Origin of the sequence: Paraburkholderia sp. RCC_158 (assembly GCF_041355255.1) — a bacterium.
In the GTDB taxonomy this organism is placed as follows: Bacteria; Pseudomonadota; Gammaproteobacteria; order Burkholderiales; family Burkholderiaceae; genus Paraburkholderia; species Paraburkholderia graminis.
In genome coordinates, this window is sequence record NZ_JBFUPM010000007.1 from 253428 (window position 1) to 273378 (window position 19951).

At 62.7% G+C, this 19951-nt stretch carries 16 protein-coding genes; 8 read left to right on the top strand and 8 right to left on the bottom strand.

What is annotated here, in order from left to right; all coding sequences use genetic code 11:
* Positions 1 to 11 precede the first annotated feature (11 nt).
* Both AB6809_RS16640 and AB6809_RS16645 read right to left on the bottom strand, forming a co-directional pair.
* Positions 12 to 1253 (bottom strand): efflux RND transporter periplasmic adaptor subunit, encoded by a 1242-nt coding sequence (locus tag AB6809_RS16640; protein WP_029969883.1) that lies wholly within the window; start codon positions 1251 to 1253, stop codon positions 12 to 14.
* A 9-nt stretch (positions 1254 to 1262) separates the two neighbouring features.
* Positions 1263 to 4457 carry an efflux RND transporter permease subunit gene (locus AB6809_RS16645; protein WP_029969882.1) on the bottom strand — a complete coding sequence of 1065 codons (3195 nt, stop codon included), beginning with the start codon at positions 4455 to 4457 and terminating at the stop codon, positions 1263 to 1265.
* A 345-nt stretch (positions 4458 to 4802) separates the two neighbouring features.
* Between AB6809_RS16645 and AB6809_RS16650 the strand changes: the two genes are divergently transcribed.
* Entirely contained in the window at positions 4803 to 5141 is a 339-nt protein-coding gene (locus AB6809_RS16650) for a DUF4148 domain-containing protein (protein WP_029969879.1), read from the top strand.
* A 59-nt stretch (positions 5142 to 5200) separates the two neighbouring features.
* Here AB6809_RS16650 and AB6809_RS16655 read toward each other — a convergent pair whose 3' ends face one another.
* The 6 genes from AB6809_RS16655 to AB6809_RS16680 all read right to left on the bottom strand — a co-directional run bounded on the left by AB6809_RS16655 (position 5201) and on the right by AB6809_RS16680 (position 11918).
* Positions 5201 to 6028: an ABC transporter permease gene (locus AB6809_RS16655; protein ID WP_006048286.1), complete on the bottom strand. Its 828-nt coding sequence runs from the start codon at positions 6026 to 6028 to the stop codon at positions 5201 to 5203.
* A gap of 61 nt (positions 6029 to 6089) precedes the next feature.
* Positions 6090 to 7343 carry an ABC transporter permease gene (locus tag AB6809_RS16660; RefSeq protein ID WP_029969874.1) on the bottom strand — a complete coding sequence of 418 codons (1254 nt, stop codon included), beginning with the start codon at positions 7341 to 7343 and terminating at the stop codon, positions 6090 to 6092.
* A gap of 42 nt (positions 7344 to 7385) precedes the next feature.
* Entirely contained in the window at positions 7386 to 8432 is a 1047-nt protein-coding gene (locus AB6809_RS16665) for an ABC transporter substrate-binding protein (RefSeq protein ID WP_006048284.1), read from the bottom strand.
* Position 8433: 1 nt separating this feature from the next.
* Positions 8434 to 9615 carry an ABC transporter ATP-binding protein gene (locus AB6809_RS16670; protein ID WP_029969872.1) on the bottom strand — a complete coding sequence of 394 codons (1182 nt, stop codon included), beginning with the start codon at positions 9613 to 9615 and terminating at the stop codon, positions 8434 to 8436.
* Between the two features lie 32 nt (positions 9616 to 9647).
* Positions 9648 to 10808 (bottom strand): SRPBCC family protein, encoded by a 1161-nt coding sequence (locus AB6809_RS16675; protein ID WP_029969871.1) that lies wholly within the window; start codon positions 10806 to 10808, stop codon positions 9648 to 9650.
* Between the two features lie 183 nt (positions 10809 to 10991).
* Positions 10992 to 11918 (bottom strand): LysR family transcriptional regulator, encoded by a 927-nt coding sequence (locus tag AB6809_RS16680; RefSeq protein ID WP_029969870.1) that lies wholly within the window; start codon positions 11916 to 11918, stop codon positions 10992 to 10994.
* A gap of 169 nt (positions 11919 to 12087) precedes the next feature.
* Between AB6809_RS16680 and AB6809_RS16685 the strand changes: the two genes are divergently transcribed.
* From AB6809_RS16685 to AB6809_RS16715, 7 genes are all read left to right on the top strand, one after another.
* Positions 12088 to 13446, top strand: coding sequence for an NAD(P)/FAD-dependent oxidoreductase (locus AB6809_RS16685; RefSeq protein WP_029969868.1), 1359 nt, complete (start codon positions 12088 to 12090; stop codon positions 13444 to 13446).
* A gap of 65 nt (positions 13447 to 13511) precedes the next feature.
* Positions 13512 to 13949: a RidA family protein gene (locus AB6809_RS16690; RefSeq protein ID WP_006048278.1), complete on the top strand. Its 438-nt coding sequence runs from the start codon at positions 13512 to 13514 to the stop codon at positions 13947 to 13949.
* A 10-nt stretch (positions 13950 to 13959) separates the two neighbouring features.
* Positions 13960 to 14637: a DUF1028 domain-containing protein gene (locus AB6809_RS16695; protein WP_006048277.1), complete on the top strand. Its 678-nt coding sequence runs from the start codon at positions 13960 to 13962 to the stop codon at positions 14635 to 14637.
* Positions 14630 to 15790: an acetylornithine deacetylase gene (argE, locus tag AB6809_RS16700; RefSeq protein WP_029969865.1), complete on the top strand. Its 1161-nt coding sequence runs from the start codon at positions 14630 to 14632 to the stop codon at positions 15788 to 15790. Before AB6809_RS16695 ends, argE begins: the two co-directional genes overlap by 8 nt.
* A gap of 9 nt (positions 15791 to 15799) precedes the next feature.
* A complete protein-coding gene (locus AB6809_RS16705) occupies positions 15800 to 17248 on the top strand; it encodes a cytosine permease (protein WP_029969863.1) in 1449 nt (482 codons plus the stop codon).
* Positions 17249 to 17363: 115 nt separating this feature from the next.
* Positions 17364 to 18110: a GntR family transcriptional regulator gene (locus AB6809_RS16710; protein ID WP_029969861.1), complete on the top strand. Its 747-nt coding sequence runs from the start codon at positions 17364 to 17366 to the stop codon at positions 18108 to 18110.
* Positions 18111 to 18248: 138 nt separating this feature from the next.
* Entirely contained in the window at positions 18249 to 19859 is a 1611-nt protein-coding gene (locus AB6809_RS16715) for a gamma-glutamyltransferase family protein (protein WP_371026877.1), read from the top strand.
* Positions 19860 to 19951 lie beyond the last annotated feature (92 nt).

Sequence of the window (19951 nt, forward strand, 5' to 3'; positions counted from 1 at the left end):
ATGCGCCTCGCTTAGCCGTGGAGCGCAGCGGATGCCACGACGCGTACCGCTTCACCGTTGCTGATAGCGTCGCCGGGATTGTTGATCACGCGATCCGTTGCTTCGACGCCCGTAGCGATTTCCACATAGGTGCCGAAATCGCGGCCGATCGTCACCGTCTTTAGCTGCACCGTATTGCTCTTGCCGATCACCGCGACGGTTACGCCGTCGGGCCTGAACAGCAATGCGCTGACGGGCAGTTCGAGCGCGGGATGCGCGGTCTGCAACGCGAGATGCACCTGCGCATACGCACCTGGCAATAACGCGCCGTCGTGATTGTCGACATCGACTTCGACACGCAACGTGCGGCTCACGGGATCGATCGCATTGGCGGAGCGCGCGACGGTAGCTGCAAAGCGGCGTCCGGGATATTGCTGCGTCGTCAGATAAAGCTGCGTGCCCGTTGAGATGCTGCTCGCGTCGTCCTGCGGCACGTTGACGAAGATACGCAGGCGGTCGGTCTGTTCGATATGAAAGAGTTCGCCAGGCATCCCCGCGAGCCCCGGCGATCCGCCCGACGTCACCAATGCGCCCACATCGACGTTGCGTACGGTGACCACGCCGTCGAACGGCGCGGTGACTTTTTCATACGACACCAGTTCGGTGAGCCGAGCGACGTTCGCCTGCGCGGATTGCAACGCCGCGAGTTTGGCTTCGCTGTCGCTCGTCTTCGCGTCGGTGTCCTGCTGCGAAACGGACTGCGTTTTCAGCATCGTTTGCCAGCGCTGAGCGGTGCTGTTCGCGAACGCGTAATTTGCTTTTGCCGTGGCTTCGTCGGCGCGCGCCTGTTTTAGTTGCGCGTCGAGTTCCGGCGTCTGGATGTCTGCGAGCGTCTGCCCGGCTTTGACTTTCGTGCCAATGTCCGCGTACCAGTGCTGGACGTAGCCGCTCGTGCGTGCATAGATCGACGCGTCGGCGTACGGCGTCACGGAACCCGGCAACAACAGTTCCTGCGATGCCGGTGCGCGCGTCGGCGCGACTGTTTCGACGGGCACTTCGCGCTGCGCGTCGACCTGCTCGGTGAGCGCGGTGCTTGCATGCAAACGCGGCACGATGCCGAGTGCCAGCAATGCGGCGGCGACTGCGGCGAGCGCAACGGGCAATATCAAGCGACGGCGCTTCACGGCTTCGTTATTCGCAGCGTCGCGCGAAACGGGCAGGGCGTTGGTGTGCGTGGCCGCATCAGGCGTCGGCGGCAGATCGGACGTAGTCATGGCGGTTCCTTATTGAGCGTGTGGTGTCAGCGACGCATCGGCGGCACGGTGCGCGCGGCGCTTGGCGAGCCACGCATGCACCATCCCGAACACGACGGGGACGAACATGAGCGTGGACAGCGTGCCGATCGCGAGGCCGCCGATCACCGCACGTCCGAGCGGCGCGTTCTGTTCGCCGCCGTCGCCGAGACCGAGCGCCATCGGCAGCATGCCGATCAGCATCGCGAGCGCCGTCATCAACACAGGACGAAAGCGGTTGAAGCCCGCATCGAGCGCGGCCGCAAGCGGCTCCATGCCGTTTTGCAACGACTCGCGCGCGGTGTTGATCACCAGAATGCTGTTCGCCGTCGCGATGCCGATACAAAGAATGGTTCCTGTCAGCGCGGGGACGCTCAAGGTCGTGTGCGTCGCGAACAGCATCCATGCAATGCCGGCCAGGGACCCAGGCAGACCGCTGATGATGATCAACGGATCGAGCCACGACTGAAAGTTCACGACCATCAGCAGATAAACGAGCGCGATCGCGAACACGAGTCCTGCGCCAAGGCCCGCGAACGATTCGTTCATCGACTGCACCTGTCCGCGGATCACGATGGACGAGCCGGGCGGCAATTGCGCGCGCGCTTCATCGACGAGCTTCGTGACGTCGGCAGCGACGCCGCCGAGATCACGTCCTTGCGTCGACGCGAAAATGTCGAGCACCGGTTGCACGTTGTAGTGCGAGACGACGGCCTGTTGCGAGCCGCGCGACATCGTGCCGAGCGTGCCGAGCTGGTTTTGCGGATCGACGCCGACCTGATTCGTCGTCAACGGAATGTTCGACAGCGTTTGCAGCGAATGAATGTCGTATTGCGGCACTTCGGCCAGCAGCGGATAGCTGACGCCGTTCTTGGGGTCGAGCCAGAAGTTCGGCGTGGTCTGCGAACTGCCGGACAGCGCGATCAACAGGTTCTGCGCGACATCGCGCTGCGTGAGGCCCGCCTGCATCGCTTTCGTGCGATCCACGTCGACGTTGATGGCCGGCGCGTCGCCGGGCTGCTGGATACGCGCATCGACGAGTCCGCGCACGCCGCGCAGTTGCGCCAACAGATGGTCGGCGACCACGCGATTCGCCGCGAGCTTGTTGCCGACAATCTGCACGTCGATCGGCGCGGGCAAACCGAAGTTCAGAATCTGGCTGACGATGTCGGCGGGCAGGAACGCGAATGTCACGCCGGGAAAGGCCGTGTTCAGTACGTCGCGCAGTTGCGCGACATATTGCGCGGTGGGTTTGTGATCCGGCTTCAGCGTGACCATGATGTCCGCGTCTTCGGAGCCGATCGGGTCCGACGAGTCGTACGTCAGGTTGATGCCGCTCACCGGCACGCCGATGTTGTCGAGCACGGCAGCCTGCTGCGACTGCGGAATCACGGTTCGAATCTTTGCTTCGACCTCATCGGTCAGGCGCGCGGTTTCCTCGATGCGCATGCCTGTCGGCGCGCGCAGATGCAGACGGATTTCTCCGGTATCGACAGCGGGGAAAAAGTCACGTCCCGCGAACGGAATCAGCGCGAGCGAAGCGAGACATAGCGCGAGATAAATCGGCAGAAAGCGGCGGCGGTTTGCGATCGCGCGTTGCAGCACGGAGCGATAGCGATTGCGCAGCGCTTCAAAGCGCTGCTCGAAGCGCACTTGAAAACGGGCAAACACGTTCTTGCGGCGCTGCGCGGAATCACCTGCTTTCGAAGGCGCGCGCATCAGATACATGGCAAGCGTCGGGATCAGCGTGCGCGAGAAAAAGTACGACGCGCACATCGCGAAGACGACGGCCTCGGCCATCGGCACGAACAGGTAACGGGCGACACCGGATAACAGAAACATCGGCACGAACACGATGCAGATCGACAGCGTCGACACGAACGTGGGCACCGCGATTTCGCCGGAGCCGTTCAGAATCGCGTCATGCAGCGGCGCGCCCTTTTCAAGGTGATGCGTGATGTTTTCGATCGCGACGGTTGCGTCGTCGACGAGAATGCCGACCGCGAGCGCGAGTCCGCCGAGCGTCATGATGTTGATGGTTTGCCCGAGCGCGGCCAGTGCGATCAGCGACGTCAATACCGCGAGCGGAATCGACACGGCGATGATGAGCGTCGCGCGCCAGCTGCCGAGAAACAGCAGGATCATCGCGGCTGTGAGACACGCGGCGATCAGACCTTCGCGCACAACGCCGGAAATCGCGGCCTTCACGAATACCGACTGATCGGACAGCGGCACGATGTTCAAGGCCTTCGGCAGACCCGCGGCGATCCTGGGCAGCATCGCCTTGACCTGCTGGATGATCGTCAGCGTCGACGCGCTTCCGGTTTTTTCGACTTGCAGCAAGGCGGCACGCTTGCCGTCGCTGCGCACCATGTTGGTTTGCGGCGCATAGCCGTCGATCACATGCGCGACGTCGCGCACATACACGACGCCGCCTTTTACCGTCTTGATCGGCAGATCGTTGAGCTTCGCGACCGTGTCGGTGCTGCCGTTCATCTCGACGTTATATTCGCGCGAGCCGATCTTCGCTGTGCCGCCCGGCAGTATCAGGTTCTGCGCGTTGACTGCGTTGACCACGTCGATCGGTGCGAGTCCTTTTGCCTGTAGCGCTCGCGGATCGAGTTCGACCATGATCTGGCGAATCTTGCCGCCGAATGGCAGCGGCACTGCGGCGCCCTGAACCGTGGCGAGTTGTGTGCGGATGAAACTGTTGCCGAGGTCATAAAGAGACTGCTCTGGCAGCGTATCGCTGGAAAGGCCAAGCTGCAGCACTGGCACCGTCGATGCGTTGTACGTGATGATGTTCGGCGGCAACGTGCCGGGCGGCAGCACGCGCAGAATCGACGCCGAGTTCGACGCTGCTTCCGCGATCGCGCGATTGATGTCGGCGCCAGGGTGAAAGAAGATCTTCACGACCGACACGCCGTTCAACGACTGCGATTCGATGTGCTCGATGTCGTCCACGTCGGAAGTCAGCGCGCGCTCGTAGTTCGACGTGATTCGACGCGCCATGTCTTCGGCGGAGAAGCCGTTATACGACCAGACAATGCTGACGACGGGAATGTCGATGTTCGGAAAGATGTCCGTGGGCGTGCGAATGATCGCAAGTGGCCCGAGTATAAATAGCAGCACGGCCAGAACAATGAAGGTGTACGGCCGCTGCAGCGCGAGTCTGACAATCCACATAACGTTTTCCTGGACGATGGCGGTCGGAATGCCCTGTGCGAAAGCGACGCAAACGGGGCTTCGTAATGGGAGGCAGTGTGCCGGGCAGGCACTTACTCGCGAGTGACGGACACATTACAAGTCCGTCATCTATGCAGATGAGAGCGCCGTAACGAATGGATCGGCGTTGGGATAACCGTATGAACCCGATAAAGGGCTAAAGATGACAAGCATGTAATGCGGGAGTCACCATTGAGTCAGCAGCGGTTGCGCAGAATGCAACCACTCCTTCACGACTAGCGGTGAAGGTTTCAAAGGCTCCGTTTATCGTGAACGCAGCCGCTACTCAACGATAGGTGAACCATCATGAAAGCACTTCTGAACGCTGTCCTCGTCTCCTGCGCATTGGCCGCACCCGCTCTTGCATTTGCGCAAACCACCAATGGTCCCGTTACACGCGCCGAAGTGCGCGCCGATCTCACGCGTGTCGAACAGGCAGGCTACCAGCCGGTCGCTTCCGATGCGTCCTATCCCGCCGACATTCAGGCTGCCGATGCGAAAGTGGCCGCAGCGGATTCGGCGCTCAGCATGACGTCGAAGGGCGGCGTTGCAATGGAGGGCTCGTCGCAGTCGGGCGCGACGACCGCGCGCGCTTCATCGGGCCATTCGTCGGGCAACGGCAAGTCGATCTTCTTCGGCCATTGATGGCGGCGGGGCGCAGCTGACCTGCGGTATCGCGTGTCATGCTGAAAAGGAAAGCTGCATCACGAAAGCCCTTCGCCGGCCGCGGCATGACGCCCGCGCAACCAGCCGATACTCGCGAGCAGCAGCACGGCGAACACGATCAGCATGGTCGCGACCGCGAGAATCGACGGGTCGATGGAATCGCGAATGCCGCTCCACATGCGCCGGGGCACTGTCGTTTGATCCGGGCCGCCGATGAACAGAATGACGATCACTTCATCGAACGAGGTCGCGAAAGCGAACACACTGCCGGTCGCAACCGCCGGCGTGATGAGCGGCAAGGTCACGCGTCTGAACGCGACCCAGGGGCGCGCGCCGAGCCCGGACGCCGCGCGCAACAGGCTGTGATCGAACGAAAGCAATGATGCAGTTACCGTGATTACGACGAATGGCGTGCCGAGCGCCGCATGCGCGAGCACCACGCCTGGATATGAATTCACCAGGCCGAGCGGCGCGAAGATCAGATAGAAGCCGGCGGCGACAACCACGATAGGCACGATCATCGGCGAGATGATGAGCGGCATGATCAGCGAGCGCAGTGGAAACTGCGCGCGCGAAAGACCGAGCGCCGCGAGCGTGCCGAGACAGGTGGCAATCAGCGTGGAAGCCGCGCCGATGCCGATGCTGTTAAGCAGCGCCCGCTGCCAGTCCGGGCTTGTCAGCGCCTGCTCGTACCAGCGCAGCGAGAAGCCCTGCATCGGATACGAGAAGTACGAACCGGAATTGAACGAGAGCGGAATGATCGCGAGAATCGGCGCGACGAGAAAGAGCAGCACGAGCGCGGTATGCACCCGTACCCAGCGCGCGGCGATGCGTTCGGTCAGCATCTTGTTGCGTTGATCTTGCATGTCGTTCCTTCGTCGTGTGCCTGTTTTTTCGATCGACTCGTCGATTGTTCGACTCATCGACTCAACCGAAGCGCAGGCGGTCGATACCGACAATGCGGTTGAACAGGAAATAAAAGATCGCCGTGAAGATCACGAGATAAGCCGACAGCGCACCGGCAAGGCCCCAGTTCAACTGCGTATTGGTCTGCATCGCGATGAGCTGACTGATCATTTCGTCGCCCGCGCCGCCGAGCAGCGCCGGCGTGATGTAGTAGCCGAGCGCAAGCACGAACACGAGGAAGCAGCCGGCGCCGACGCCCGGCAGCGTCTGCGGCACATAGATCCGCATGAACGCGGTGAACGGATGCGCGCCGAGCGATTGCGCCGCTCGCATATACACCGGCGACACGCCTTTCATCACCGAGTAAATCGCGAGGATCAGGTAAGGCAGCAGCACATGCGTCATGCCAATGAGGACACCCGTGCGATTGAAGATGAGCGGCAGCGGATGCGTGGCGAGCCCGAGACTCATCACCAGGCTATTGATCACGCCGCCCGGTTGGAGCAACACATACCACGCGGTCGTGCGCACAAGCAGCGAAGTCCAGAACGGCACGATCACGAACAGCATCAGCCGGTTGCTGCTTTTCTCGGGCAGATTCGCGAGCAGCCACGCGACCGGATAACCGAGCACGAGACATAGCAGCGTGACCGTCGCGCTGATCGAAACCGTTCGCACGAACGCCGCCCGATAGACGGACGCATTGTCCGGCACGAACGCGACGGCGCCTTGCGGCGTCATCTGCGCATCGACGGCGGCGAGCAGGTAGTCGGGCGTCGGCGACGCGGCGGCTCGCTTCAGCAAACGCCACGTCTCCGGCGTATTCCAGCGCTCGTCGAGTTCGACGAGCGCAGGTTTCCACGCGGGCGGCGCGTCCGTTGGCAGTTGCCGGGCGGTGCGCATCAACAGGCTGCGAAACTCGGGCATCGAGAAGTTCAGCCGCCGCGCGACGGTGCCGATCTGTCCGCTTTGCCGCGCCTCGGCGAGCCCCGCGGCGAGTAGAGCGAACATGTGTTCGTCGGGCACGCCGTTACCGTCCCACGCATTCAGCGCACGCGTGAGCGCGGGCATGCTGTCGGGCACTTCGCGATTCTGAACGCTGCGTGCCAGCAGCAGCGTGATCGGCGCGATGAACGTCGACAGCAGAAAGACGAGTAGCGGCAACGCAAGCAGCAGCGCCTGCATGGATGCGCGGCGGCGCGCCTTGTTAAACGACGCGCGGCCGTCGCCTTTCGTCGGAGAGCCGGGGGCCATGGCTCGGGCGGCAGTGGGCATGCTGGTGGTCACGTTGGGCTCTCGTCGGACGATGCGATGGTGTTACTGCGTCAGCCACACCTGGAAGCGCTTGTTGATCTGGTCGGCGTTGTCGGCCCAGAAGTTCGCGTTGATCTGCAATGCGCGCTTGAAGTTATCGGGCGCGGTCGGCAGATCGGCAAGGCGCTGCTTGTCGACGAGCGCGATCGCGTCCTTGCGCGGCGGCGCATACGCGATGTACTTCGACAGGTCCGCATAGGCCTTCGGCTGCGAAGCCGACGCGATGAACTTCGCCGCCAGATCCGCATGCTTCGCGCCGGTCGGAACGCCCCACCAGTCGAAGTCATAAACCTGCGCGTCCCACACGGTCTTGAAGGGCTTGTTGTCCTTCTGCGCGGCATCGGAAATGCGGCCGTTGTAGGCCTGCGTCATCACGACCGCGCCGTCCGCGAGCAACTGCGGCGCCTGCGCGCCCGACTCCCACCACACAATGTTCTTCTTGATCGTGTCGAGCTTCTTGAACGCACGGTCGACGCCCGCGGGCGTGGCCAGCACCTTGTACACATCTTTCGGCGCGACGCCGTCCGCGATCAACGCCCATTCCATCGATACCTTCGGCGACTTGCGCAGGCCGCGCTTGCCCGGGAATTTCTGCAGATCGAAGAAGTCGTTGACCGTGCTCGGCGCGGTCTTCATCTTGCTCGCGTCGTACGCATAGACCGTGGACCACACCATGCTCGCGACCGCGCAATCGCTGATCGAGCCGGGGATGAAGTCGCTCGTCTTGCCGATCGTCTTCTTGTCGAACTTCTGCAGCAGGCCTTCGTCGCAGGCGGTGATCGCGTCGTTGGTTTCGAGGTCGATCAGGTCCCACGTGGTGTTCTTCGCCTGCTCCATCGCGGAGAGTTTCGCGAGACCGCCGTCATACGATTCGGTCGAGAAGCCGACGCCCGTCGCCTGCGTGAACGGCTCGAAATAGGCTTTCTTCGCCGCTGCTTCGTACGCGCCGCCGAAGGTCACGACAGAGAGCGTCTCCGCTGCCTGCGTGGTCACGGTGGCGAATGCGAGTACGGCGAGTGCGGCGCATTGTGCTTTGATGATAGTGCGCATGTCAGTTGGCTCCTGCTGGTGCGGTCGTGATGATGGAAGGGGAGGGCGGTGTGGATACGTGAATCGCCGGCGCGCTGCTGCGCGCGCTCATCGCGAGAATCTTGCAGTCGTCATGGCGCCAGGCGACGTCGATCTCGCTGCCGGGTGTCGGCAACGCGTGACGCTGCGTATTGGGCACTTTCACGACGATGGAATCGCGCGAGCCGAGCGTCAGATGTACGCGATGGTGATCGCCGCAATACACCAGTTCGTCGACGCGCGCGCGCACGACGTTGTCATGTTCGGTCGGCTGCGTGCCTTCGGCGCCCGGAATATGCGCGCGTTCGGGGCGCAGCGCGAGCATCGCTTCGTCGCCGGCGTGCAGGCCGTTTTCGCAACGGCCGCGAATCATGCTGCCGTTCGACAGCGCAAGCGTGGCCCAGCCTTCGTGCGCATTCACGACGCGCCCGGTCAAGCCATTGTTCTCGCCGACGAAGTTGGCGACGAATGCGTTCTGCGCGTTCTCGTACAGTTCGCTCGGCGTGGCGGCCTGCTGGATGCGTCCATCGGAGAACACGGCGACGCGGTCGGACATGGTCAGCGCCTCGGCCTGATCGTGCGTCACGTAGACGATCGTGAGCGACAGCTCGCGATGCAGCCGCATGATTTCGTATTGCATGGTTTCGCGCAGGCGCTTGTCGAGTGCGCCGAGCGGCTCGTCCATCAGCACCACGCTCGGCTCGAACACGAGTGCGCGTGCAAGCGCGACGCGCTGCTGCTGCCCGCCGGAAAGCTGCGACGGACGACGGTTCGCCAGATGCGGCAATTCGATCATCTCGAGCGCGCGCTTTACGCGCGCCTTCTGCTCCGCGCGGCCTACGTGCCGCACGGAAAGCGGAAACGCGACGTTTTCCGCAATCGTCAGATGCGGAAACAGCGCGTAGTTCTGAAACACCATGCCGATGTCGCGTTGATGCGGCGGCTTGTCGTCGAGCCGGCGGCCGTCGAGACGAATCTCGCCGTGAGTGGGCGACTCGAAGCCCGCCAGCATCATCAGCGTGGTCGTCTTGCCCGACCCCGAGGGCCCGAGCAGCGACACGAATTCTCCCTTGCTCACGTCGAGATTCAGGTCGTCCACGACAAGCTGAACGCCGTCATACGTTTTGCTCACGCGCGAGAGCGAGATGAAGGAAGGGTTTGACATCGTGATCGCGTCCTGTCTTTGTTGCGTCGTCATCAAGGTGCGAGCTTCGCCGCGGCGATCCTGCCGGCGAGGTAGCGCGCGAAGTCATAGTTGGGCCGCTCGAGATGGCTCAGGTGGCCCGGCTTCGCGAGCGGCGCATGCACGCCGCGAAAGACCGCTTCGACGCCGCGTTTGTCTTCCGCATTGACTTCGTCGAGCAGTTTTTTCAGCGTGCTCATGTGCGCGTTCGCTTCGGGGTCCGCGATGAACTCCGGCGCGAGGCCGCCGCCGAAACGGATATGCACGCGCCCCACGCCTTGCGGTTGCAGCACGAGATACCAGAAGTAACCGGGCGTCAGCGTGACGAGATGCGTCGGGTAGATCGCGAGCAGCGCCGTCGTCTTGCGCCAATGTCCGGTGAGACGCGTGTTGTCCGGATGCGCATTGCCGATGGGCAAGGACGCTTCCTTCGTGATCCAGTGATAGTTGAAAGCGGGACTGCCGGGCGGGCACTCCATTTCGTCCAGCCGCGAATGCGGACCCACCGTCGCGCGATGCAGCATCGGCAGGTGATAACTCTCCATGAAGTTTTCCGCGAGAATCTTCCAGTTCGTGTCCCACACGTGCTCTTCATGGAAGGTTTCGATGTAGTCCGACATGCCGTATGCGCCGATCAGCTCGTTCAGGCCGGCGAGTTGCGTGTGCACGGGCGGCGCGTTGGCATCGAGCGTCACGTAGAGCCAGCCTTGCCATTCCTCGCAACGCACGGACGGAAGCCGGTAGCTCTCCTTGCAGAAGCCCTGTTGCCGGTCCATTAGCGGTGCACCTTGCAGCGCGCCGTCGAGCGAATAATTCCACGCGTGATAAGGGCAGACGATTCGGCGCACGTTGCCGCGTCCTTCGAGCAGCACCGACATGCGATGCAGGCACACATTCGACATCGCCTTGAGCTGCATCTGATCGTCGCGCAATACGACGACAGGTTGTGCGCCAAGACGCGCCGTCAGGTAATCGCCTGGCGCTTTGAGCGAACTCGCGCGGCCGACGCATTGCCATTCGCGCTGGAAGATCGCGCGCTCTTCAAGCGCGAGAAATTCGGGCGACGTGTAGACGCCGGGCGGCATCGAATGCGCCTCGCCGAAGGGCCTTTCGCAACCGGCTTGCAGGTCGTCGACCAGCGCTTGCACTGCGATCGTCGTTGCCGGGTCGGTCATGGTGTTCCCCTCGGTTTGTCACGATAAGAGCGCGCCGGTGCGGGTTCTCGCGGTGTGGCGCTCGACATGGACACCAATCTATCAAGCCAATTTAGAAGCCGAAATATTGTTTTCAGATACAAAGCAAAGGTTTTGACTATGCAGCGCGCGCCGTACTCGAAGGCGGCGATTGCGTGCTTCAAATCATGCGTCGATGTGCAGTCGGCGAATGTAGTTTTCGCAGAACGACGCGAAGCGATGCACGACCTGGCGCGGCTTCATCGTGCGCGATTGCGCGATGCCGAGCATCGTTGCGTTGACGTTGTCCTTGAAGCGCTTGATGACAAACTCTTCGCCATCCACGGTGCGATTCGATTTGAGCGGAAAGTTGAGCAGGCTATAGCCGAGACCGTTGGCCACCATGCCGCGCACCACTTCCGGCTGCGACGAGCGGAACGCGGGCACCGGGCGGCTGCCCACCGCGTCGAACAGTGCGGCGAAATACTCGCGGCTGTGCGGCAGATCGAGCATCACATAAGGCTCGGGCAGCAGGTCGGCGAGCGACACCTTGCGTGCGCGTGCAAGACGATGCGTCCGCGGCAGGATCGCGTAAGGCGGCAGCGAGAGCAGCGGCGTGAAGGCGATGTCTTCAGTCAGATCCAGGCTATAGGTGAGGGCGATATCGAGCGAACCATCGTGCAGTCCTCGCAAGAGCCCGTCCTGATGCGCCTCCACCGTACGAAACGAAATGCCCGCATGCTCGCCGGTAAAGCGGCTGATAAGCCCCGGCATGAGCGGCGGCGCAAGCGACACGAGACAGCCGAGCGCGATGGCGCCGGTCATGCCGCCGTCCATTTCCTTCGCGGTGGTTTGCAGTTCTTCCGCGATCTTCAGAAGATTGCGTGCTTGCCCCAGCAGGTCGCGCCCCGCTTGCGTGAGCGACAAACCGCTCGCGTGATGCCGTATGAAGAGTTGCACGCCGAACGACACTTCCAGGTCCGCGAGCGCCGTCGAGATCGACGGCTGCGAGATGTGCAGGCGCTTCGCGGCCGCCGTGAAAGACAGCGCTTCCGCCGTGACGACGAAGTAGCGCAACTGGCGCAATGAGTAGCGCAACGGGTGACTCTCCATCGACAACACTCCCTCTCTTCAAGGTTCTCAATCGTCCGATTGTGAGGTCGTCAAAAAGTGCTGCATAGGGAAAACCGATGCGCTGCATTTTTTTAATATGTTTTTCAGATTCTGATCCGGCGAGTAGATTTTCACGAAAGTATTTCCGCCTCTTCAGAAGGACACAGTCATGACAGTGGAAACAACGTCAATCGATACGCTGGTGGTCGGCGCCGGCCAGGCCGGCGTCGCGATGAGCGAACATCTGAGCAAGCTCGGCGTGCCGCACCTCGTGCTTGAACGTGCGCGTATCGCCGAGCGCTGGCGCACAGGACGCTGGGATTCGCTGGTTGCCAACGGTCCCGCGTGGCACGATCGTTTCCCTAATATGGAGTTCGCCGACGTCGACCCCGACGCGTTCGCGGGCAAGGAGCAGGTCGCGGACTATTTCGTTGCATATGCAAAGAAGTTCGACGCGCCGATCCGCACCGGCGTCGAAGTGAAGCAGGTCGTGCGCAACGCGAGGCGGCCCGGCTTCACCGTCGAAACGTCGGACGGAATCATTCAGGCCAACCGCGTGGTGGTCGCCACCGGCCCGTTTCAGCGCCCCGTCATTCCGCCGATCGCGCCGCAAGACGCCGCGCTCACGCAGATTCATTCCGCCGACTATCGCAATCCCGCGCAATTGCCCGAAGGCGGCGTGCTGGTAGTGGGCGCGGGATCGTCGGGCGTACAGATCGCGGACGAATTGCAGCGTGCGGGCCGGCGCGTCTATTTGTCGGTCGGCGCGCATGATCGTCCGCCGCGCGCCTATCGCGGCCGCGACTTCTGCTGGTGGCTGGGCGTGCTCGGCGAATGGGACGCCGAAGTGATGAAGCCCGGCAGGGAACACGTCACGATTGCGGTGAGCGGCTCGCGCGGCGGTCATACCGTCGACTTCCGGCGTCTCGCGCATCAGGGCGTCACGCTGGTTGGTCTGACGAAGTCGTTCAACGACGGCGTCGTCAGCTTCGAAGACGATCTCGCGGCAAACATCAGACGTGGCGACGAAAACTATCTGTCGCTGCTCGACGCCGCCGACGCGTACGCCGAGCGCAACGGTCTCGATCTTCCGCAAGAACCGGAGGCGCGCATCATTCCGGCCGACCCGGAGTGCGTCACGCATCCGTCGCACGATCTGGTTCTGGCTGAAGCGGGCGTGACGTCGATTGTGTGGGCGACCGGCTATGCAGTGGACTTCAACTGGCTGAAGGTCAACGCGTTCGATGAAAAGGGTAAGCCGACGCATCAGCGCGGCGTATCGAAAGAGCCGGGCATCTATTTTCTCGGCTTGCCGTGGTTGTCGCGCCGCGGCTCGGCGTTTATCTGGGGCGTGTGGCACGACGCGAAGCACATTGCCGATCATATCGCCACGCAGCGCAAATATCTGGCGTATTACGATGGGCCGCAGCCTCAGGCTTCGATCAGCAACGCGGATGATGCGGATAGTTCAAACGATGCATCCGCCGCTTCACGCGTTCATAAAGTCAGCGAGATCGGCGTGAGCTGATCGCTACGCCAACGCCGACCCGCGATCCATTTCTCCCTGCATTTCCAGCATTCAAAGGTGCATTGATGAGCCAACCGACGCATACCCGTATCCGCATGTTCAACACGAAGGACACGTATCCGAACCAGACGCTCGATAACGATCTTTGCCAGGCTGTGCGCGCCGGCAACACCGTCTATGTGCGCGGCCAGGTCGGCACGGATTTCGAAGGGCGCCTCGTCGGACTCGGCGATCCGCGCGCGCAAGCCGAGCAGGCGATGAAGAACCTCAAGCAATTGCTGGAAGAAGCCGGCAGCGATCTCTCTCACGTCGTCAAGACGACCACGTATCTAACCGACGTCCGCTATCGCGAGCCGGTTTATCAGGAAGTCGGGAAGTGGCTCAAAGGCGTGTTTCCCATTTCGACAGGCCTCGTCGTGGTCGCGTTGGGGCAACCGCAATGGCTGATGGAAATCGACGTCATCGCCGTGATTCCGGATGGATGGACGCGGCCGCAAGCGTAAGGAGCGGGACATGACATTCTCTATTGTCGGACGTTGTCAGCAAACGGGGCAACTCGGTATCGCGATCAGTTCATCGAGCATCGCGGTAGGCGCGCGCTGCCCGTGGGTGCGTGCCGGCGTCGGCGCGGTGGCGACGCAGAACGTCACGCTGCCCGCGCTCGGCCCGCAGGTTCTCGATCTTCTCGCGAGCGGACAATTCGATCCCGCCGCCGCGCTCGACCGCGCGCTCGGCGCGAGCGAGTGGAGCGAATACCGGCAGGTGACGGTGGTCGATAGCCAGGGCCGCGTCGCATTCTTCAGCGGCAAGGAAGCGTTGGGCACGTATCACGCCGTGGCCGGCGTGCAATGCGTCGCCGCGGGCAACATGCTCGCCGGCGTCCACGTGATCGAGGCGATGGTCCCGGCGTTCGAGCAGACCTCCGGCGCGCTTGCCGACAGATTGCTCGCCGCGATGCATGCGGCGATGGCCGCCGGCGGCGAGGCGGGGCCCGTGCATTCGGCGGCGCTCAAGATAGTGGGCGACGTGAGCTGGCCGATGGTCGACTTGCGTGTCGATTGGGCCGACGACGATCCTATCGGTCAACTCGACGGTTTGTGGCGCGCATATCGGCCGCAAATGCAGGACTACCTGACGCGGGCGTTGAACCCGACCGCCGCGCCGAGCTACGGAGTGCCCGGCAATGAATGACAGATCCAGCCGCGCGCTGCTCGCCGAGTTGATCGGCTTTGACACGGTCAGCCGCGAATCGAATCTGGACATGATCGAGTTCGTTCGACAATACCTCGCTGAACTCGGCGTCGAAAGCGAGCTTTTCTACAACGCCGAGCGCACCAAGGCCAATCTGTTCGCGACGATCGGACCGCGCGAGCGAGGCGGCATCGTGCTGTCCGGCCACACTGACGTCGTACCCGTGGAAGGCCAGGCGTGGGCCGTGGAGGCCTTCCGTCTCACCGAGCGCGATGGACGGCTGTATGGTCGCGGCACGGCCGACATGAAGGGTTTTATCGCGTCGGTACTGGCGGCAGTGCCCACGTTTGTCGAACGCGAATTGACGTTGCCCGTGCACCTCGCCTTTTCGTACGACGAGGAAGTCGGATGCCTCGGCGTGCGGCCGATGCTCGCGGAACTCGAACGGCGTACGCCCAAGCCGGCCTTGTGTTTGATCGGTGAGCCAACGGAACTCAAGCCCGTGCTCGGCCATAAAGGCAAGCTCGCAATGCGCTGCCATGTAAAGGGCGCACCGTGCCATTCGGCGTATGCGCCCTACGGCGTCAATGCCATTCAGTACGCGGCGCGCATGATCGGCCGTCTCGAGGAAATTGGCGAACAACTGGCGCAGCCCGAGCATCACGACGAGCGCTTTGATCCGCCGTTTTCAACCGTGCAGACAGGCGTGATCAAAGGCGGCCGCGCGCTGAACATCGTGCCGGCGGAGTGCGAATTCGATTTCGAAGTGCGCGCGCTGCCGGGCTTCAATGCTCACCAGGTAGCCGACGAATTGCAGACCTACGCCGAAGGCGAACTGCTGCCGAAAATGCGTGCCGTGAAGTCAGACGCGGACATCCGCTTTCATTCGCTGTCCGCTTATCCGGGGCTGGCTACTTCGCCCGATAGCGAAGCGGCGCGTCTTCTCGCATTGATTAGCGGATCGAACGAATTCGGCACGGTCGCGTTCGGCACCGAAGGCGGACTTTTCGACGAGGCGGGCATTCCGACCGTGGTCTGCGGACCCGGCAGCATGGACCAGGGACACAAGCCCGATGAATTCATCACGAGCGAGCAACTGAGCGCCTGCGACGCAATGTTGACCCGCCTCGCGGACCATCTTTCCGCCGCTTAGGAGACAAACTTGAATACTTCGCAAGCGAACGCATCACCGTTGATTGAAAAGCACACCATTGGTTATGTGCCGCCTGAAGAACGTCATGGCAAGGTGCGCGATCTCTTCACGCTATGGTTCGGCGGCAACATTGCTCCGTTGCCGATCGTGACCGGCGCGCTCGGCGTGCAGATCTTCCACTTGAACCTGGTGTGGGGCATCGTGGCGATTATCGTCGGCCAGGCGGTGGGCGGCGTGCTGATGGCGCTGCATTCCGCGCAAGGTCCGCAAATGGGCATTCCGCAGATGATCCAGAGCCGCGCGCAATTCGGTTCATGGGGCGCGCTGCTCGTCACTGTGATTGCAGGTGTGATGTACGTCGGCTTCTTCGCATCCAATATCGTGCTTGCCGGAAAGTCCCTGCATGGCATTGAAGCCGGCGTGCCGGTGCCCATCGGCATTGTGATTGGCGCGGTGGGTTCGGGGCTGATCGGAATCATCGGCTATCGGTTCATTCATATCCTGAACCGCATTGGAACGTGGGTGCTCGGCGTCGGCATTGTTATCGGTTTCGGCTATATCTTCACGCATATTTCCACTGGCGACTTTCTGACTCGCGGCGGATTCAATTTCGCCGGCTGGCTCGCGACTGTGTCGCTATCGGCTCTTTGGCAAATTGCTTTTGCTCCGTACGTGTCCGACTATTCGCGCTATTTGCCGGCGAACGTGCGAGTCGCGTCGACGTTCTGGGCGACCTACCTCGGATGCACGATCGGCTCGACGCTCGCGTTTGCATTCGGCGCGGTGGCGGTGCTCGCAGTGCCGCCCGGCGTCGACGCAATGGACGCGGTCAGGCAGGCCACCGGCCCGCTCGGCTTGCCGATGCTCGTGCTGTTCCTGTTGAGCGTGATCAGCCACAACGCACTCAATCTGTACGGTGCGGTGCTGGCTGCGATTACGTCGATGCAGACGTTTGCCTATCGCTGGGTTCCCACGGCGAAGGCGCGCGCGGTGTTGTCCATTGTGATTCTGCTTGCATGCTGCTACGGCGCGATTGGCGCTTCGACGAACTTCGTCGGCAACCTGGTCGATCTCGTGCTCGCGCTGCTGGTCGTGCTGGTGCCGTGGACAGCAATCAACCTGATCGACTTCTATGTCATTCACAAGGGCAAATACGACATTCAGTCGATCTTTCAGGTGGACGGCGGCATCTACGGCCGCTTCAATCCGCAGGCGCTGATTGCGTACGCGGTCGGCATCGTCGTGCAGATTCCGTTCATGAACACGCCGATGTATGCGGGCCCGGTGCCGAAGTATCTGGACGGCGCGGACCTGTCCTGGCTGATCGGTTTGTTGCTGACGTCGCCGCTGTATTACTGGCTGGCTTCGCGCGACAGCCACTATCGGCGGAGGCAGGCGGGCGCGAGTGTCGTGCGTCGGACCACGCCGACGATGAGCGTATCCAAAGCCGATTCGTAAGATGTACTGGAGCATGACGATCACGCCGGCGCCCGATTTTATTTTCTATTGACGAATCTTTCCGCACTGAACGATAGTCGGGGCCCAAAAGATCCGTTAATTCCAGGCTCCGTGCGTGAACGACACAACCCGCTCTTCCTCATCGCGCGCTGACCACGTCTACTACAGCGTGCGCGACGATATCTTCGAGATGCGTCTGTTGCCGGGCGACCGGCTCACGGAAGGCAGCATCGCCGAACGCTTCGGCGTGTCGCGCACACCCGCGCGCGAGGCGCTGCAGCGTCTGCAAAGCGACGGCCTGATGCGCGGCTATGTGCGTGGCGGCTGGGAAGTCGTACCGATCGATCTCAAGCGCTTCGAAGATCTGTACGAGATGCGCAAGCTGATCGAAACCTTCGCGGTGGGCCGGCTGGTTGCCGCCGATTCGTTGTTGTCGGGCAGCGTGCAGCAAGTGCTCGATCGGCTCGATGCGATCTGGAAAGTGCCCCGTGCACAGCGTATCCGCGACGGACGCGAGATGGTCGCGCTCGACGAAGCCTTCCATCAGGCGCTTGTGATCGCCGCCGACAACGCGGAACTGAGCGCCGCGATGCAGCGCGTGACGGATCGCATCCGCGTGATGCGGCGGCTCGATCTCGTCTATGGCGACTGCATCGACGAAACCTACGACGAACACATCGCGATTCTCGACGCGATCCGCAATCGCGAGACGGAGCGGAGCGTCGCGTTGGTCGGCCGTCATATAGAAGGCAGCCGCTCGGAAGTGCGCGGGCTGACCGCCGAACGCCTGCAACATGCGCGCACCGCAATGGAGCCGCACGGCGCTCCGTATGCACCACCCAGGTCGCGCCGCACTACCTAGGGTCATCACCTAGTCAACACCTAGTGAACGCTGATTCGCCGGAAGCCTTATGTAGCGGACGTTTCACTCCGCGGCGTTTATTGGCATGGTTCTCGCATATCTGATCTGCATGTATACAAGCAAATCTGCCGGGAAAACATGTCGTCCGAACAACTGAATTCAACGCGCGCGACTCGGGGCATGGCGGTCGCGCCGCACGCGCTCGCCGCCCAAAGCGCGCTCGCGGTCCTGCGCGACGGCGGCAACGCGGTCGAGGCGATGATCTGCGCCGCCGCGACGATCGCCGTGGTCTATCCGCACATGAACAGCATCGGCGGCGACGGTTTCTGGCTGATCTCGCGCCCAGGCGCGGCGCCGGTCGCGATCGAGGCGTGCGGTGCGGCGGCGCTTGCCGCGACCATCGACGAATACCGTTCGCGCGGGCTCGCAGCGATTCCGACGCGCGGACCGCTCGCGGCCAATACCGTGGCAGGCACCGTGTCGGGTTGGCAACTCGCGCATCGCTGGTGGGCGGACACGCTCGGCGGCAAGATGCCGATCAAGCGTCTGCTCGAAGACGCGATCCATTACGCGCGACACGGCGTGCCGGTCACGCGCAGCCAGTCGCAGTGCGTCGCGAGCCGGCTCGATGAATTGCGTCCGGTTGCCGGCTTCGCCGAAACGTTTTTGCATGGCGAGCGCGTGCCGGCCACCGGTGAGCTGTTCATTGCGCCGCGCCTTGCCGCGACCTTGCAGCATCTCGCCGATGCCGGCCTCGACGATTTTTATCGCGGCGATCTCGCCCGCAGCATGGCGGGCGATCTGCAATCGGCCGGCTCGCTGCTCACGCTCGCGGATCTCGAACGGCACGAGGCGCGGTTTCGTACGCCGCTTGCGCTCAAGCACTCGCTCGGAACGATCTACAACATGCCGCCGCCCACGCAAGGGCTCGTGTCGCTGCTGATTCTCGGCATGCTCGACCGCGTGCTGACGAACGACATGGACCCGCTCGGTCCCGAGTTCGTGCATGCGTGCGTCGAGGCGACCAAGCTGGCCTTCGCCGTGCGCGACACCGCGATCACCGATCCGGACCACATGCGCGCCGATCCGCGCGCGTTTCTCGAACCCACCGCGCTCGACGCAATGGCCGCGCGCATCTCGCCGACGCAGGCCGCGCCGTGGGGCGCCGGCCGCGGGCCGGGCGACACGGTGTGGCTTGGCGTCACCGATAGCGACGGCGTGTCGGTGAGCTTCATCCAGAGCATTTATCACGAGTTCGGCAGCGGCATCGTGCTGCCGGAATCGGGCGTCAACTGGCAGAACCGCGGCTGCAGTTTCTCGCTCGACGAAGGCGCGCTCAATCCGCTGACGCCGTTGCGCAGGCCATTTCATACGTTGAATCCGGCGCTCGCACGTTTCGACGACGGCCGCACGATGGTCTACGGAAATATGGGCGGCGACGGTCAGCCGCAATCGCAGAGCGCGGTGTTCTCCCGCATCGCCAACTTCGGCTGGAATCCGCAGGCCGCGATCGACGCGCCGCGCTGGCTGCTCGGCCGCACATGGGGCCAATCGACTGACACGCTCAAGCTGGAGGCGCGCTTCGCACCGGACACCGTGGCGAATCTCGAAGCGCTGGGCCACGAGGTCGAGACGATGCAGCCTTACGACGAAGCAATGGGACACGCGGGCGCAATCGTTCGGTATCCCGATGGATTGATCGAAGCGGGCCACGATCCGCGCAGTGACGGCGCCGCCGCGGGCTGGTAAGCCTACAGGCGTTTTTTCAATCGAACCGCAGGTCCGGCCTATCGGCCCGGAGGACGCTGCACGTCCGCCGCTTGCCGGCGGGCATTCGCTCA